The 15,164-nt window shown below is 63.9% G+C and carries 17 protein-coding genes and 2 pseudogenes; 8 read left to right on the forward strand and 11 right to left on the reverse strand.

All coding sequences use genetic code 11. The features are described from left to right. Positions 1-114 (reverse strand): annotated as a pseudogene (locus ACQKQA_RS20355) (LysR family transcriptional regulator); the annotation flags it as partial. Between ACQKQA_RS20355 and eutB the strand changes: the two are divergent. The 8 genes and pseudogenes from eutB to ACQKQA_RS20395 form a co-directional block, all read left to right on the forward strand. Further along, positions 112-288 (forward strand): annotated as a pseudogene (eutB, locus tag ACQKQA_RS20360) (ethanolamine ammonia-lyase subunit EutB); the annotation flags it as partial. The pseudogenes ACQKQA_RS20355 and eutB overlap by 3 nt on opposite strands. Before the next feature lie 11 nt (positions 289-299). Next, the gene (gene eutC / locus ACQKQA_RS20365) at positions 300-1,124 is read left to right on the forward strand and encodes an ethanolamine ammonia-lyase subunit EutC (protein ID WP_427561505.1); all 825 of its coding nucleotides are present in this window, start codon (positions 300-302) and stop codon (positions 1,122-1,124) included. 108 nt (positions 1,125-1,232) lie between these two features. Beyond that, entirely contained in the window at positions 1,233-1,691 is a 459-nt protein-coding gene (locus ACQKQA_RS20370) for a GNAT family N-acetyltransferase (protein ID WP_427561508.1), read from the forward strand. Between the two features lie 236 nt (positions 1,692-1,927). Then, the gene (locus ACQKQA_RS20375) at positions 1,928-2,584 is read left to right on the forward strand and encodes a DedA family protein (protein WP_427561511.1); all 657 of its coding nucleotides are present in this window, start codon (positions 1,928-1,930) and stop codon (positions 2,582-2,584) included. A 5-nt stretch (positions 2,585-2,589) separates the two neighbouring features. Next, a complete protein-coding gene (locus tag ACQKQA_RS20380; protein ID WP_427561514.1) occupies positions 2,590-3,399 on the forward strand; it encodes a zinc-dependent peptidase in 810 nt (269 codons plus the stop codon). A gap of 254 nt (positions 3,400-3,653) precedes the next feature. Continuing rightward, on the forward strand, positions 3,654-4,181 hold the full coding sequence (ppa, locus tag ACQKQA_RS20385) for an inorganic diphosphatase (RefSeq protein WP_007933577.1): 528 nt from the start codon (positions 3,654-3,656) through the stop codon (positions 4,179-4,181). Between the two features lie 853 nt (positions 4,182-5,034). Next, complete coding sequence (locus ACQKQA_RS20390; RefSeq protein ID WP_427561518.1) at positions 5,035-5,412, forward strand: hypothetical protein; 378 nt, start codon at positions 5,035-5,037, stop codon at positions 5,410-5,412. An 11-nt stretch (positions 5,413-5,423) separates the two neighbouring features. Then, complete coding sequence (locus ACQKQA_RS20395; RefSeq protein WP_427561521.1) at positions 5,424-5,645, forward strand: YMGG-like glycine zipper-containing protein; 222 nt, start codon at positions 5,424-5,426, stop codon at positions 5,643-5,645. Positions 5,646-5,791: 146 nt separating this feature from the next. Here the strand turns inward: ACQKQA_RS20395 and ACQKQA_RS20400 are convergent, their stop codons facing one another. The 10 genes from ACQKQA_RS20400 to ACQKQA_RS20445 form a co-directional block, all read right to left on the reverse strand. Further along, positions 5,792-6,658, reverse strand: a complete 867-nt coding sequence (locus tag ACQKQA_RS20400; RefSeq protein ID WP_427561524.1) for a DUF6282 family protein — start codon at positions 6,656-6,658, stop codon at positions 5,792-5,794. Next, complete coding sequence (locus tag ACQKQA_RS20405; RefSeq protein ID WP_427561527.1) at positions 6,655-7,431, reverse strand: alpha/beta hydrolase; 777 nt, start codon at positions 7,429-7,431, stop codon at positions 6,655-6,657. The genes ACQKQA_RS20400 and ACQKQA_RS20405 overlap by 4 nt, the downstream gene beginning before the upstream one ends. 36 nt (positions 7,432-7,467) lie before the next feature. After that, positions 7,468-8,376, reverse strand: coding sequence for an NAD(P)H-dependent flavin oxidoreductase (locus ACQKQA_RS20410; protein WP_427561605.1), 909 nt, complete (start codon positions 8,374-8,376; stop codon positions 7,468-7,470). 147 nt (positions 8,377-8,523) lie between these two features. Continuing rightward, positions 8,524-8,895: an antibiotic biosynthesis monooxygenase family protein gene (locus tag ACQKQA_RS20415; RefSeq protein WP_427561530.1), complete on the reverse strand. Its 372-nt coding sequence runs from the start codon at positions 8,893-8,895 to the stop codon at positions 8,524-8,526. A 45-nt stretch (positions 8,896-8,940) separates the two neighbouring features. Continuing rightward, positions 8,941-9,471, reverse strand: a complete 531-nt coding sequence (locus tag ACQKQA_RS20420) for a flavin reductase family protein (RefSeq protein WP_427561532.1) — start codon at positions 9,469-9,471, stop codon at positions 8,941-8,943. Then, positions 9,468-10,643 carry an LLM class flavin-dependent oxidoreductase gene (locus tag ACQKQA_RS20425; RefSeq protein ID WP_427561535.1) on the reverse strand — a complete coding sequence of 392 codons (1,176 nt, stop codon included), beginning with the start codon at positions 10,641-10,643 and terminating at the stop codon, positions 9,468-9,470. Before ACQKQA_RS20425 ends, ACQKQA_RS20420 begins: the two co-directional genes overlap by 4 nt. A 76-nt stretch (positions 10,644-10,719) precedes the next feature. After that, complete coding sequence (locus ACQKQA_RS20430; protein ID WP_427561538.1) at positions 10,720-11,427, reverse strand: RraA family protein; 708 nt, start codon at positions 11,425-11,427, stop codon at positions 10,720-10,722. Next, positions 11,424-12,629 (reverse strand): isocitrate/isopropylmalate dehydrogenase family protein, encoded by a 1,206-nt coding sequence (locus ACQKQA_RS20435; protein WP_427561541.1) that lies wholly within the window; start codon positions 12,627-12,629, stop codon positions 11,424-11,426. Before ACQKQA_RS20435 ends, ACQKQA_RS20430 begins: the two co-directional genes overlap by 4 nt. Further along, complete coding sequence (locus ACQKQA_RS20440; RefSeq protein ID WP_427561544.1) at positions 12,629-13,657, reverse strand: aldolase catalytic domain-containing protein; 1,029 nt, start codon at positions 13,655-13,657, stop codon at positions 12,629-12,631. The genes ACQKQA_RS20435 and ACQKQA_RS20440 overlap by 1 nt, the downstream gene beginning before the upstream one ends. Before the next feature lie 472 nt (positions 13,658-14,129). Next, positions 14,130-15,059 (reverse strand): LysR family transcriptional regulator, encoded by a 930-nt coding sequence (locus tag ACQKQA_RS20445; RefSeq protein ID WP_427561547.1) that lies wholly within the window; start codon positions 15,057-15,059, stop codon positions 14,130-14,132. Positions 15,060-15,164: the final 105 nt, after the last annotated feature.

The following is a 15,164-nucleotide window of genomic DNA, read 5'->3' on the forward strand; positions in this document are numbered from 1 at the left end:
GCCGGCGCCGCGGGCCGCGAGGTCGGCTTCGTCGGCCTCGTCGATGGCGCGCTTGGCCCGTTCGAAGAAGGCCATGCCGGCCTCGGTGGGGGTCATGCCGCGTGTGTGAAGAAGGCCACCTCGTTCCACGACGCGCTCTACGCCCGCCAGACCCTGGGCCTGAAGCCGGCGCCGGAGTTCGAGCAGTGGCTGGCGAAAACCGGCATCTTCACCCAGCCCGACGGCAAGGTGCAGTTCGGCCACACCCTGCCGCCGGCCTTCCGCCAGGCGCTGGCGCAACTGGGATAAGGAACAGGCTCATGGACCAACACCCGACCGACAGCCAGAACCCCTGGCTGCAACTGCGCCGCCTGACCCCGGCGCGCATCGCCCTGGGCCGCACCGGCACCAGCCTGCCCACCGGCGCCCAGCTGGATTTCCAGTTCGCCCACGCCCAGGCCCGGGATGCGGTGCACTTGCCGTTCGACCATGCCGGGCTGCGCCGCCAGCTGGCCGAACGCGGCCGCGACAGCCTGCTGCTGCACAGCGCCGCCAGCGACCGCCATAGCTACCTGCAGCGCCCGGACCTGGGGCGCAAACTCAGCGAAGAGTCGGCCCGGGCCCTGGACGATTACGCCTCGGCCCACCCGGGCGGGGTGGATCTGGCGGTGGTGGTGGCGGACGGCCTGTCGGCACTGGCGGTGCATCGCCATACCCTGCCGTTTCTCGCCCGTTTTGAAGAACAGGCCGCGGCCGACGGCTGGTCGTCGTCGCCGGTGATCCTGGTGGAACAGGGCCGGGTGGCGGTGGCCGACGAAATCGGCGAACGGCTCGGCGCGAAAATGACCGTGATTCTGATCGGCGAACGCCCGGGCCTGAGCTCACCGGACAGCCTGGGGCTATATTTCACTTACACCCCCAAGGTCGGGCTCACCGATGCCTATCGCAACTGCATTTCCAACGTGCGCCTGGAGGGCCTGAGCTACGGCATGGCGGCCCACCGCCTGCTGTACCTGATGCGCGAGGCCTGCCGGCGGCAGCTCTCGGGGGTCAACCTGAAGGACGAGGCCCAGGTGAATACCCTGGACAGCGATTCGCCCGATACCCTCAAGGGGAATTTCCTGCTGGGCCCGGCAAAACCGTGATTTTTTCGAGACGATTGCGCTTTTTACCCGCTTTAGGCAGCATCGAAACACGGCTGCCCGAGTAATGAACCGTTTGCCGTCGTTTCCATTTCGAAGTTGAGGACAACCATGCGGATTACTCAAGCGACCCTCGAACACCTGGATCTGTTGACGCCCCTGTTCGTCAAATACCGCGAATTCTATGGCGCCCTGCCGTTTCCGGACTCGTCCCGGGCCTTCCTGGAAAAACGCCTGCGGCGCAAGGAGTCGGTGATCTACCTGGCTCTGCCCGACGATGACGACAAGAAACTCCTCGGTTTTTGCCAGCTCTACCCCAGCTTCTCCTCGCTGTCGCTCAAGCGGGTGTGGATCCTCAACGACATCTACGTCGCCGAAGACGCCCGCCGCCAGCTGGTGGCCGACAACCTGATCCGCACCGCGAAGAAAATGGCCAAGGACACCAACGCCGTGCGCATGCGGGTCTCCACCAGCAGCGACAACGAAGTGGCGCAGAAGACCTACGAATCCATCGGTTTTCGCGAAGATACCGAGTTCAAGAACTACATCTTGCCGATCAGCGACGCTTGAGCCCCCAAGGCGCCCGCAGCCCCAGGCAGTGCCCGCCCAGAGCCTGCCGACGGCTGCGACAGCCCACGCCCCGTTCACCCAAGACATTCCCCGCTACAAACTCAACGCGCATTTCACATCCCAGACCTTATAATGCCGACCTTTTTGGGGCGTAAGATGAATCTGCGCCAGCCGTAAGCTATTTCCCCAGCCATCGCACAGGCCTGCTGAGTCGGGCCATCACCACAGGTGCCCTAATGGATTTCAACCCGATCGACCTCATCCTCCATCTCGACGTCTACCTCGACATGCTGGTGACCAACTACGGGCCGTGGATCTACGCCATCCTGTTCCTGGTGATCTTCTGCGAAACCGGCCTGGTGGTGACGCCGTTCCTGCCGGGAGACTCCCTGCTGTTCATCGCCGGCGCGGTGGCCGCGGGCGGCAGCATGGACCCGGTACTGCTCGGCGGCTTGCTGATGCTGGCGGCAATCCTCGGCGACAGCACCAACTACATCATCGGGCGAACGGCCGGCGAGCGCCTGTTCAGCAACCCGAACTCGAAGATCTTCCGCCGCGACTACCTGCAAAAGACCCACGACTTCTACGACCGGCACGGCGGCAAGACCGTGACCCTGGCGCGTTTCCTGCCGATCATCCGCACCTTCGCACCGTTCGTCGCTGGCGTGGCCAAGATGCCTTACCCGCGCTTCTTCGCCTTCAGCGTGGCCGGCACCATCCTCTGGGTCGGCGGCCTGGTGACCCTGGGTTACTTCTTCGGCAACGTACCGTTCATCAAGAAAAACCTGTCGCTGCTGGTGGTCGGCATCATCCTGCTGTCGCTGGTCCCGATGATCGTCGGCGTGCTGCGCAGCCGCCTGAACCGCGCGACGGCAAAGGTCGAAAGCAACTGACCGGCATGTGGCCCCTCAGCGCCTGGCGCCGTCGGCGCCGGCTGGCCAAGCACCCGATTGCCGATGAAATGTGGCAACGGGTACGCCAGCACCTGCCCTTTCTCGACGGCCTGAGCGCCGCCGAGGACCAGTGGCTGCGGGAAACCAGCGTGCTGTTCCTCGACGACAAGCACTTGAGCGCCCTGCCCGGCGTCGAGCTGCACCAGTTCGAGCGCCTGCTGCTGGCCGCCCAGGCCCAGTTGCCGCTGCTGCACCTGGGGGATCTGAACTGGTACCAGGGCTTTCACGAAATCGTCCTCTACCCCGACGACTTCCTCAGCCCCCAGCGTCATCGCGATGCCAGCGGCGTCGAGCACGAATGGGACGCCGAGCACAGCGGCGAAGCCTGGCAACAGGGGCCGATCATCCTGGCCTGGCCCGGGGTGCTCGCCAGCGGCGGCTGGGAAGCCTACAACCTGGTGATCCACGAGTTGGCGCACAAGCTGGACATGCTCAACGGCGACGCCAACGGCCTGCCGCCGCTGCACGGCGACATGCGGGTCAGCGACTGGGCCCAGGCGATGCAGGCGGCCTACGACGACCTCAACCGCCAGCTCGACCATAACCCCGACGCCGAAACCGCCATCGACCCCTACGCCGCGGAAAACCCCGCGGAGTTCTTCGCCGTCACCAGCGAGTACTTCTTCAGCGCCCCGGACCTGCTGCACGCGGCCTATCCGAAGGTCTACGAGCAGCTGCAGCTGTTCTACCGGCAGGATCCCCTGGCCCGGCTCCAGCACCTGCAAACCAGCGATCCGCACTACCAGCAGCCCTGAAACACCCCGCTCGCTGACTAAAAATCGCCGATCCTGATGCGTTTATCTGAACTAAAGGCTGCGCAGCGACTCTGCTTTTCGCGAGTGATCGAGCGGCGAGCGGCAATGCCTGCAGCGGGTTCGCGGCAGCGTTTCCAAGGCGTCCATACGTCCTTCGGTACGTGGCACAGCCTTTGGAATATGCCTATAATCGCCGCCACTTTTTTGGTCAATCCGGCCAAGACATTCTGGTCAACTAACGGGGGCATCGCCCAATGAGCTACAGCAAGATTCCAGCTGGCAAAGACCTGCCGAACGACATCTACGTCGCAATCGAGATCCCGGCCAACCACGCGCCGATCAAATACGAAATCGACAAAGACAGCGACTGCCTGTTCGTTGACCGTTTCATGGCCACCCCAATGTTCTACCCGGCCAACTACGGCTACATCCCGAACACCCTGGCCGACGACGGCGACCCCCTGGACGTGCTGGTCGTGACCCCTTACCCAGTGGCTCCAGGCTCGGTGATCCGCGCCCGTCCGGTCGGCATCCTGAACATGACCGACGACGGCGGCGGCGATGCCAAAGTCATCGCGGTACCGCACGACAAGCTGTCCCAGCTGTATGTCGACGTGAAGGAATACACCGACCTGCCAGCCCTGCTGATCCAGCAGATCGAGCACTTCTTCGCGAACTACAAAGACCTCGAAAAAGGCAAGTGGGTGAAGATCGAAGGTTGGGACGGCGCAGACGCCGCCCGCGCCGCGATCACGAAGTCGGTTGCCGCCTACAAAGGCTAAGCCCCCCTTCAATGAAAAAGCCCCGCTAGCCGGGGCTTTTTCTTGCCTGTCGAATACTGCTCCCCAAGTCCGGCAACGCCGCCAGATACAAACAGCCGAACCTCTCTGCCCCGCCAAAGGCTCTGGCCTACGCTTTGCGCTGGGAATTTCCTTCGAATATCAGTATGCTGCGCCCCACCTTCGCGCATCGACCTATCCAATCGGTCAGATCCGCCCGACGCGGCAGATGATTTTCTCGCCAAGTCCCACAGCCAGCCGCAAGAGCTGGGTGTACGTTTTGCAGGCTGGTGCGGTTTACCAAAAATAGACCAAGCCAGTCCCCGAGAAGCCGGCCACAAGCCGGCTTTTTAATGCCCGTAGATTTTTACCGGCATCCTCCAAGCCCAGGATGGGTTCAGCCACCTCCGCCAACTTGCGCCAAGATCCTGCGAGCCGGTTATCGGGCGAACGGCAACGATGGGCACCTGTACCCCTTCACCCGCGGCGATCTGGAGCACGCAGCGCCCACGACCGTTTTTCAACTTTCCAACCCCAGCGCCTAAACTTGCTACTCAGGACGAGGTGGGGTGAGTGCGTGTCCCTGCGTGTTGTCGGCTTCCCATGTCCCTGCCGCTCCAACTTCCCTCCCAGGCCCCTACCACCGAAATGGCCGCTGGTCTCGGGAGAGCGTAACGAGCGTTATCGATAGATCGGATGGGATGTGGCAGGAGCGCGGGCACTCGGAGCCAGCGAACGTCCGATGCAATGCCAGTGTGTTCGACCCGTCATGAAAACAATCCGGTAAAGCGCCCCTGGGCCGCCGGTGCATCACGCGCCACGGCCTTGAGGTCGAGCCTAGCGAGGAGGTTAAACGATGAAGACATTGCGCACAGGCACGCTGGTATTGGCGGCCTGCCTGACCCTGGCGACGACGGGCATTGCCCGCGCCGACGAGGTGCCCTTGATTACCGGCGAGCAGTGGACGCAGTCGTCGGAGCAGTTGAAGAAGGTCTATCTGATCGGCATCGCCAACGCCTACCAGGTGGAAGCGGCCTACCATGGGTCGAAACCGCCGTCCGATGCCCAGAGCCTGATTCCACGATTCGGTAGGGGCCTGAAGGGGCAAACGCTCGACTCCGTGCGTGAAGGCCTCAACCAGTGGTACGCCGCCAATCCGGACCAGGTGAAACGGCCCATCATCGAGACCATCTGGTTCGAAATGGTCTTGCCCGGTCTTCAGCAGAACAAATAACGGAGACGAACATGAAGCGGGTTCTCGCGTTTGTCGCAATTCTGAGCGTCGCCAGCGTGGTCGGCTGTACCTCGATGACACCTCAGCAGCAGGGCACGGTGAGCGGCGCGGCCATCGGTGCCGCGGCCGGTGCCGGCATTGCCGCCATCTCCGGCGGCAGTGGATGGACTGGCGCAGCGGTCGGCGCCGTTGCCGGCGGGGTTATCGGCAATATCAAGGGTAAGCAGCACTAGCAGGCGATCAGGTAACCGGGAGTCGCCGCCACGGGTGCAGCGACTCCCGGCCAGTCTCCAGCACCTCGTGCCGCGGCCGCAGGGCGGCGGACCGAGCGCGCCTGCTCGTGCCCTCGCCCGGCGACGCCCGGCACGCCACTTCCCGGTCAGTGACTGAGCATCTGCAACGGACAACCGCGGGTGATCGACTCGATACGCTCGGCGCTGAGGCCGAACGCCTGGAACCATTGCTGGCTCAGATCCAGCCACGGGCGGATGTCCGGCTGGCTGGTCTGGCCCAGGTCCGAGCTGTAGACCACCTGGGGCAGCTCGCGCAGGACCCGGGAGAAATCCTCCTCGTCCTGATAGCCGAGCAGGTAGGTCAGTGCGGTCTGCTCGATGTAGAGCGACGGCAGGTTACCCAGCTCCAGCAGGTCCGTGGCGCTCAGGCCGGTCAAGGGGTTGGCCGGCTGGTTGAGCATCAGCCGCGGCACCTGCAGGCGCTCCGCCGCGTCCACCAGGCGCAGCACCTCTTCGCGGTTGGCATGGCCGGTGGAGATCACCACCGGGTAGTCCCGGCTCATGCGCAGCAGGTCCAGGGTGGCGGCGTTCAATTGCCCGCTGTCGTCGCTGACCGTCAGCGGCTGCACCGGGCGCTGGCCGAGGATCGGGTGGCTGACCTCCCGGGCCAGGCGGCTGGTGTGCTTGCGCCCCGTCACGGTGGGCAGGTGCACGATGAAACGCAGCTCGGCGGCGCCGTGCTGGCACAGCGAGCGCTCGACGACCCGCCAGTCGATACCGCCGGCGATCTCATTGAGCACGATCGAGCCAGACACCGGCAGCCCCTGCTGGCGGGCCTCCCAGGCCTGGGCCGCGGTACAGCCCAGGTGGTTCTTGAGCACCACCCAGCCGTCCTGCGCCTGGTATTGGCTGCCGGCCTGCAGCGCACTGTGGCGCCGCAGATAGGCGTCAGGGCCGGCATGGTAATGAACGTCGATGAAGCGTGCCTGGGTGACTGCGGTCGCGACACTCATGCCTGGGCCTCCAGGTCGATCCCCAGGTGGCTGCGCACGCTGGCGCGCACCCGGGCCAGGTCATCCAGCAACGGGCGCATGCCCGCGCCGGGAACGCCCACCGCCAGATGCTGGGCGGACGCCTGGAAGCTGACATTGGTCGCCCGCACCAGCTGCGAGCTTTCGCCGAAGATGCTCAGCAGGCGCCCCGGCCAAGCCGCGACCTGGGGCTCCACATTGAGCTCGCTCAGCAAACGGAAGCCCTGGTTCAGGCGGCGCCCGGCCTGTTCGTCGGCCGTCGCCGGTTGTGCCGACGGGCGCGCCATCGGTTTCGTCCGGGCCGGCAACACCCATTGATCGAGCAGCATCAAGGCGGTGTCGACATCGCCGGCGCTGGCCAGGTCGGCCATCGCCCCCAGGCGCCGGTCGAGGATCTTGTCGGCCTTGGTCGGCGAAGAAATCAGCAGCGCCTGCGCCGCCTGCCGACCGACGCTAGTGGCCAGCAGCCCCTGGACCACCGCCCCGCCCAGGGCGGAACCGGCGAGCAGGGCAATCGGCCCCAGCGGCTCGAGCACCTGCGCCCAGCGCTGGGTGAAATGGATGAAACTCTCGTCGTCATGGCCCAGCAGCGAGAGCGTGTCGAAGATCACCACCCGATACCCCTTGTCGACCAGCGACCGGGTCAGGGGCTCGAAAAACAGGCCTTCGTCCCAGGTGGGCATGACCGGCGACATCACCACCACCAACTCCGGGCCCAGACCAAACTGCACATGTACGGGAGCATTGCTGTTCATATCGATTCCTTTGCGCAAGAACACCTGCCGTGCGGCTCAGGCGAAGCGTTTGCCGGCCACACGCAGCGCCTGTTCGGCTTCGCGCAGGGTCTGCTCGACGATGGTGGCCGCGGGCAGCACGTCGTTGATCAGGTCGGCGACTTCGCCGGTCCAGATGGCGCGAATGTCGGTGTTGTCGTCACGCAGCGCTTGGGCGTAGTCCTCGGCCACGCTGGCCGGTGCCTGCAGCAACTCCTGTTCGAAGCCCAGCCAGCGCGCGGTGAACTCGTTGGCCAGGGCCCGGCCGCTGTACTGCTGCGGCCATTCGATGCCGCGCACCAGGTCGAACGCCCGGGTGCGTACCAGATCGCCGGCCGTGGACTGGAGCAGGCGCTGCTTGACCTTGTTCGACGGCAGCGCTTCTTCGCTGGCCAGAAACCGCGTGCCGAGCATGACCCCATCGGCCCCCAGCAGCAGCGAAGCGGCCAGGCCCCGGCCATCGGCGATGCCGCCGGCGGCGATCAGCACCGCATCGTCGCCCACCGCATCGCGCACCGCGGGGAACAATGGGAAGGAGGCGCGCCGCAGGCTGTGCCCGCCGGCTTCGGCCCCTTGCACGATCAGCGCATCGGCCCCGGCGTCCAGCGCGGCCAGCGCCTGGTCGACCTCATGCACCTGCACGATGGCCAGCGCGCCACTGTCCTTGATCGGGCCGATAAAGGGCCGGGCGTCGCCGAACGACAGGGCGACCACGTTGGGCCCATAGGACAGGGCCAGGTCCAGCAGTTCGAAGCGCTTGGCCACGGTGAACATCACCAGGCCCACGCCCCAGGGCTCCTTGACGTCGCTCATCAGCGCCAGCTCGGTCTTCATCCAGTCCGGGTCGCCATAGCTGGCACCGACCAGACCCAGCCCGCCGGCCCGGGAAACCGCAGCGGCAAGCCGCCCGCCAGAAGCGCCGCCCATGGGCGCCAGCACCACCGGATGGGTGATCTTGAGCAGTCGGGTCAGCGCGGAATCAAAATTGCTCACGGTGTATCTCCTTGATGTACCGATAAATATTCGCTGAACGAGGGGCCCGCGACGCCCAGCGTGCGCGGGCCCGCCCTGCCCTTAGCCGAGCGCCGCGAGCGCCGGGGCGGTGGCCGCCGGGATGTAGTCGTTGACGTTGTACAGGTGGAACTCCCAGGTGCCGGTTTCCTTCAACCGGGAATAACGCGACATGAACTGCTCATCGGAGAACAGCGAATCGAACTCCTCCTTGCTGCTCCATTGCGCCTGATTGATCACGGTCTTGCCGTCGATGCTCTTGAACAGGCGGCTCCACTGGAACGACGGATAGTTCTGCGCCACATAGGTCACGGCCGAGCGCAGTACATCGAGGGCGGCGTCCTGCTGGCCCTCGAAGACATGCACGACGTTGACCAGGAAAATCGCTTCGCTCTCGTCAGGGGTAGGTGCATCGAATTCAGTCAGGTTGCTCATGTTGCCTCCAGGTAAGACATAGGATGGTCGGGGCGAATCGATGAATCAGTGAATCAGCTCGCAGGACTGTGCCGGCTTGCCGTCCTGCCAGAGCAGGGGCGAAATGCGCTCGTTGACCCGCGATTTCTCGACGCGGCCGACGATCACCTCATGGGTGGCGTAGGACAGCCGCGCATCGACGCTGCAGAACAGCGTCGCCTGGGCGCCTGCCAGGTACGGCAGGTCGTCGCAGGCTTCCCAGTCGCCATGTTCGAAGCGCGCATTGCCCTTGAGCTGGCCGGCGAAGATGCCCACCAGCCGGCTCTGCGTGGCGTCGAGCAGGTTGACGCTGAAGCGCTGGTTGGCCAGCAGCGGCTGGTACAGGCTGGCCGTGCGGTTGATGCAGATCAGCAGGGACGGCGGCTCGGTGCACAACGAGCTGACCGCCGTGGCGACCATGCCGCTGCGCTCGCCCTCGGCCCCGGTGGCGATGATCGACACCGTGCTGGTCAGGCGCCGCATGGCGCGCTTGAAGTCCTCGGCCAGCGCCTGCTCGGGCGGCGCCATGGCCAGCGCCAAAGCGCTGCCGGCACTCATGCCACCGCTCCGATGATCACCCGGGAGCTGTTATAGGGCTGGCGCAGGCCGGCCTCTTCCATGCGTGGCAGGACGTCCTCGAGGAACTCGTCGAGGCCGCTCTTGTAGTCGAGCCAGGTCAGGCAGATGCCGTCGATGCCCAGGTCGCTGTAGCGCTGGAACTGCTCGGTGATCATTTCCGCGGTCCCGACCAGGGGCACCCCGGCGAAGCCGGCCTTGAAGTGGAAACGGAAGCGCTCGGCGTCCTCGGTATTGGCGAACATCCCGCTCTGGATGCCGATCTCCGAGGTGACGTTGTCCAGGGCCACTTCATCGCCGTGCTGGTTGGCGTAGTAGTCGAGGTACTTCTCGGCCTCTTCCAGGCTGTCCTTCTGCACCACGTAGGAGTAGACCCAAATCTGGATCTCGCGGCCGTACTCCAGGCGGGCCAGGTCGCGGTAGGCCTTGATCTGCGCGCGAATGGTGTCGTCGTCATCCTCGTGCTTGAGGATCAGGAATGCCGCGTCGCAATGCTCGGCGCAGAACCTGCGGCCGCGCTCGGAACCGCCGGCGTTCATCAGGAACGGCTGGTTCAGCGGCTTGGGCTGGGCAAAACCCTGGGCGATATTGAAGAAGTCGCCCTGGTGGTCGAAGTTGCCCGGTTCGTTCCAGGCCAGCCGGGCGATCTTCAGCCACTCGTCGGCATGGTCGTAGCGCCGGTCATGCTCCAGCTGCACGCCGCCGTTGAACATGCCCATCTCCTTGCCGTACCAGCCGCAGATCATGTTCAGGCCGAAGCGGCCGCCGCTGATATGGTCGATGGTCGCGGCCTGCTTGGCGGCGAACAGCGGATGCACGGTCGACAGGTGGGAAGTGGTGAACAGCGCGATCTGTTCGGTCACCGAGGCCAGCCCCGCCGCCCAGGTATAGGTCTCGAACGACACGCCCATCGGGTCGCTGGCACCGCCCCAGCCGCGCCACCGGCCCACCGGCAGCAGCAGTTCCAGGCCGGCCTTGTCGGCCTTCTTGGCGATTTCCATATTGCCGTTCCAGTCGGAGGCGTCCAGGCGCTCCGGGACCGTGGTCAGGGTGCAGCCACCCTCGATGTTGAGGGCGAAGACCCCAAGCTTGATCTTGTTGGTGCTGCTGCGCATCGGGTTGGTCTTGATCTTTGCCGGATGATTCGAAGTCATTGCTGTTCTCTCCTTGATCGGGGACCGTGACACCTCGTTGCGTGTCACGCCTGTACATCGCACGCAGGTTTGCCGCTCAGGCGGCGCTCGGGTTTTTCGCTTCGGCCGCCAGCCACGGTTGGTCATAGCGGTGCAGGCGTCGCGCCTCCGCCAGCGACAGGCCCTGGGCCAGCGACTCGATGATGTCGCGCTCGGTCTTTTCCACGGCCAGGGCGCGCTTGATCACCTCCTCGGCCTTATCGAGGGGGATCACCAGGCAACCGCTGGCATCGCCGACGATCAGGTCGCCGGGGTGGATGGTCACGCCGCTGACCTCCACCGGTACCTGGACGGCCTTGAGCTGCACGCGGTTCTTGCCCGACTGCATGAAGCGCCCGCGGCTGAACAGCGGGTAGTTGAGGCGGGTCACGGTGTCGATGTCCCGCGCCACGCCGTCGATCACGGTGCCGCGGATGTTCCGGTTCACCGCCACGTGGGTCAGGATGTCGCCCCAGACCGTGGCGTCCAGGCGCCCGGCGTTGCTGGAGACCACCACCGAACCCGGCGGCACCTCATCGATGTAGTTGGCGGCGTTCTTGAAACCGTCGCCCTGGTTGACCGGCTCGTAGAGCACAGTGAAGGCGAAGCCGCTGCAACGGGTGCCGGGCACCTGCTGGACGATGCCCAGCAACCCGGCGTCGATGCCGAGGCTGTCGAGGGCATCGCTCAGCGAGGCGGTATCCAGCGCGGCGCATTGTTCCAGCAGGGAGGCGCGTTGTTGCTCCGAGAGTGAAGAATGGCTCATGCATGACTCCTTACGGGTGAGGTCCAGCCGCTTTCGGTTTGCGGAACGAGTTGACGCAGGTTGGCCACGCTTCTCTGGATGATCGCTGCGGCGCATTCCCCGGTGGTGGCCTGGCCACCGCTGTCGTAGGTCTGGCAGTCGTGCTTGACCACCTGCGCCACGGCCTGCTCGATGGCCTGGGCCTCGGCGTGATAGCCCAGGTGTTCGAGCAGCAGGGCCAGGGACAGGAACATGGCGCTGGGGTTGGCCTTGTGCTGCCCGACATGGGCCGGGGCGCTGCCGTGGACCGGCTCGAAGTAGGCCCCGGCGTCGCCGATGTTGGCGCTGGGCGCGAAGCCCAGGCCGCCCATGACGCCGGCCCCGAGATCGGAAAGGATGTCGCCGAACATATTCTCCGCGACTATCACCCCGAAGCGTTCCGGACGACGGATCATCCACAGGGCGACGGCGTCGACGTTGTCGATGTTGTAGGCGATGTCCGGATAGTCCGCGGCCACCTCTTCGAGAATCCCCCGGGCGAACGCACCGCTGTAGCGCAACACATTGGGCTTGTCCGCCAGGGTCACGCGCGGGTAGTCGTGCTTGCGGGCGTACTCGAAGGCGTAGCGGAACAGCCGGGTCAGGCCGGCCCGGGTCTGCAGCCGCACCGTCATAGTCGCGTCCTCGGCGCTCTCGCGATGCCAGGGCGCCCCAGCCTGTTCCCGGGCCTTGAGCAGCGGCTCGAACTCGGCAGGGATCGAGGCGAAATCCAGACCCGCGTACAGCCCCTCGGTGTTCTCCCGGATCACCGTGAAACGGAACCGGCCCTCGCCGAGCACATCGGTGACCGGCCGCACGTTGGCATACAGGCTCAGGCGCTGGCGCAGCTGGATCACCGGCGAGACGTAGACCCGCGAGGTGTTGCGCAAGGCTTCGGGCAACTCCCGCTCCGCTTCTTGCAACGCCTTGCTGGTGATGGCGCCGAGCAGCGTGGCGTCGGCGGCGGCGATCTTGTCCCAGGTCTCGGCGGGCACCGGGTCCCCGCCGGTGCGCCAGCACTCCCAGCCGATCTGGCCGAAGTCCAGGTCGATGGGCAGTTGCAGTGCGTCGAAGATCGGCAGGATGGCCTCGACCACTTCGACGCCAACACCGTCGCCGGGCAATACGCAGACCCGATGCCGCGACGGCCTGCCCGAGGCAGTGGTTCGTTGAAGAGCCGTCATCACATTTTTCCTTCGGCGGTCAGGCGAGTCGAGAAGCTGGCCCGGGAAATCACCGTCGGCCGTGCCGCCTGCCGCTGGAAGCGATCCTGCTCATGCATGGCCCGCAGCGCCTGGAAGGTCGAGCTGATCTGCAGCCGGGACATGGTGTCCTCCAGCCGCTGCTGGACATCGAAAGGCAGGTTGTAGGCCCCCAGCATCACGTCCATCAGCGGGGTCGGCATACTGCTCAGCGGAACGCTTTGCGCGGTGTATTCGGACAGTTGCAGGGCCTTGACCAAGTCATAGCCATTGGCACTTCCGATGCGCTCCAAGTAGGCGATAAACATGCCCAAGTGCAAGTTGCCCGCGCCTTTACCCATACCGCAAATCGACGTGTCGATATATTCGGCACCCGCCTCTACCGCCGCGATAGAGTTGGAAAGCGCCAGGGAAAGATTGTTATGCGCATGAAAGCCCAAGGGCACATGAACTCTTCTCGAGATCCGGCTGATCAGCCGCTCTACATCATCGGGAATCATGTTGCCGTTAGAGTCGGCGAAATAAATCACATCGGCCCCGGCACCCTCGGCGCGTAGTGCCATGTCAGTGACTGTTCCCGGTGTTTGCGTGGTGATATGGGTGATGTTGGCGCTGGCCTGAAAGTTGAACGATTTAACCAACTCGATAGTTTCCACGCCTTGCTCAAGTTGTTCGGCACGCAAACAGACCCGGATCATGCCAACACCATGTTCGGCCAGCATTTCAAAGTCATCGGCGCTTACATTGCGCGGATGGACCATGACACACAGCCCAAGTTGCCCGCGGGTCGCGCGGCGTAAAGAATCTATATATTCAGGGCTGACCGAACTGCTCAGGCCGTGCTCTTTCTTGCGGATGAAAGAACCATTGCAATAACCGATCTCAGCGTAGCCAACCCCAACGTCAACAAGGTGTCCAACCGCATTGGCCGCATAATCGGTCGTAAATTCGAAGTTGTTACGATAGCCACCATCACGGAGCGTTACATCAATAATCTTTACGTTATTCATGATCCCAATTCCTTCTGTGAGCTCTCTATGAAACTCTGGAAGCGCACGCAAGTACGTCCCGGGTTTCGTTTGTAGTAACGTGACCGTAATGCAGGATTATTCCCAAGCCTTTTTTACAGGGCATGAGTCGATGGCCACTAAGGCCAAGAGCAGAACTTGCTAAAGGGCTTGTCAGCGTCAGGTGCTTCGAATGCCATCAGATCAATATCATCTGGCAATCGAAATCAGCGCTGTTTTTTTATTATGGTTTGCGACCGCACCGGAGAAGCGTGTGCTGTATCCGGAGGGAGACTATTGAAAACCCGGGCCTGGGTTTTCAAGCGTCGAAAGTGCAAGGCATGTTTTCTTATTATTGGTCGATACTGAAATCTGCCGGTTTGTTTGTAAACTCCCCGGATTCACCCTGGGGGGTTAAAAAATTCACCTTGTGTTAATGCCAGAGTGAACTACGCCTGCATCTAAGAGAACGCGCTCAGAAGAACTGCTCAGTCGGAAAACAACTGACTAGGAAGTCCATAAGTGAACGTATGGGTGCCTCTTTACGCAAGTCTTCGTGAACCACCAGCCAGATATCGATCATCAAGTCCGGAGAATGGAACTTGGCCTTGCCCAATCCGGGGTCTTTCTGGCCATAGAAGTTGGGCAGCAAGGCCATGCCGATGCCAGCGCGAGCCGCCGACGCCTGGACTTCAAGGCTCCTGGCGCGCAAGACCACGGGGCGCTCGGCAGCGACCTCGCGCAACCATACCTGCTGCCGGGAATGCTCCATGCTCTCGTCATAGACGATGTATTCGTACTGCTCGCTGGTGTGCGTCGCCAGGTACTCGCGGCTGCCGTACAGGCCGAAAGACACTGTGCCGATCTTGCGCGCGACCAGGTCCATCTGGGTCGGCCGACACAGGCGGATCATCAGGTCCGGCTCGGGATTGCACAGGGTGCCGATATCGTCCTGCATCAGCAGGCTGACATTGATCGAAGGGTGTTCGCGGCGCAGGCGCCCCAGGTGCGGAGCGATGAATTCCGAGGTCAGCAGCGGCGGCGCGCTGACCGCCAGATCGGCGACCATCTCGGTCTGCACCGAGAGTGCCACCTTGGAGATCGCCTTGGCGTCCTTCTGCATCCGCCCGGCGATTTCCGCGATGCGATGGCCGAACGGCGTGATCTCGTAGTTGCGTTTGCGCCGGTCCACCAGCTTGAGGTTCAGCGCCGACTCGAGCGCCGCGATCCGCCGCGCCACCGTGGCATGTTCGACCCCCAGCTCCCGCGCCGCGCTGCTCAGGGACTGGGTACGGGCGAAGGTGACGTAATGGCGCAGGTTCTCCCAGTCGAACATGCTGCTGTCGCGCAAATCCAGCCCCACGGGCCAGTTGCAGGAAGAGTTGGGTGCAGTCAAGGGATTCATGAGGCCTCGATCGATTCTCAATGGAAAAACAATCCAGGCGAGCGCCCCAAAGGCTTCCTGCCTGGAGATCCTTGTTTGGGAACGTACAGCCGATGCCAGCCGCGC

It is taken from the genome of Pseudomonas sp. NPDC089530 (assembly GCF_050280705.1).
Classification (GTDB): domain Bacteria; phylum Pseudomonadota; class Gammaproteobacteria; order Pseudomonadales; family Pseudomonadaceae; genus Aquipseudomonas.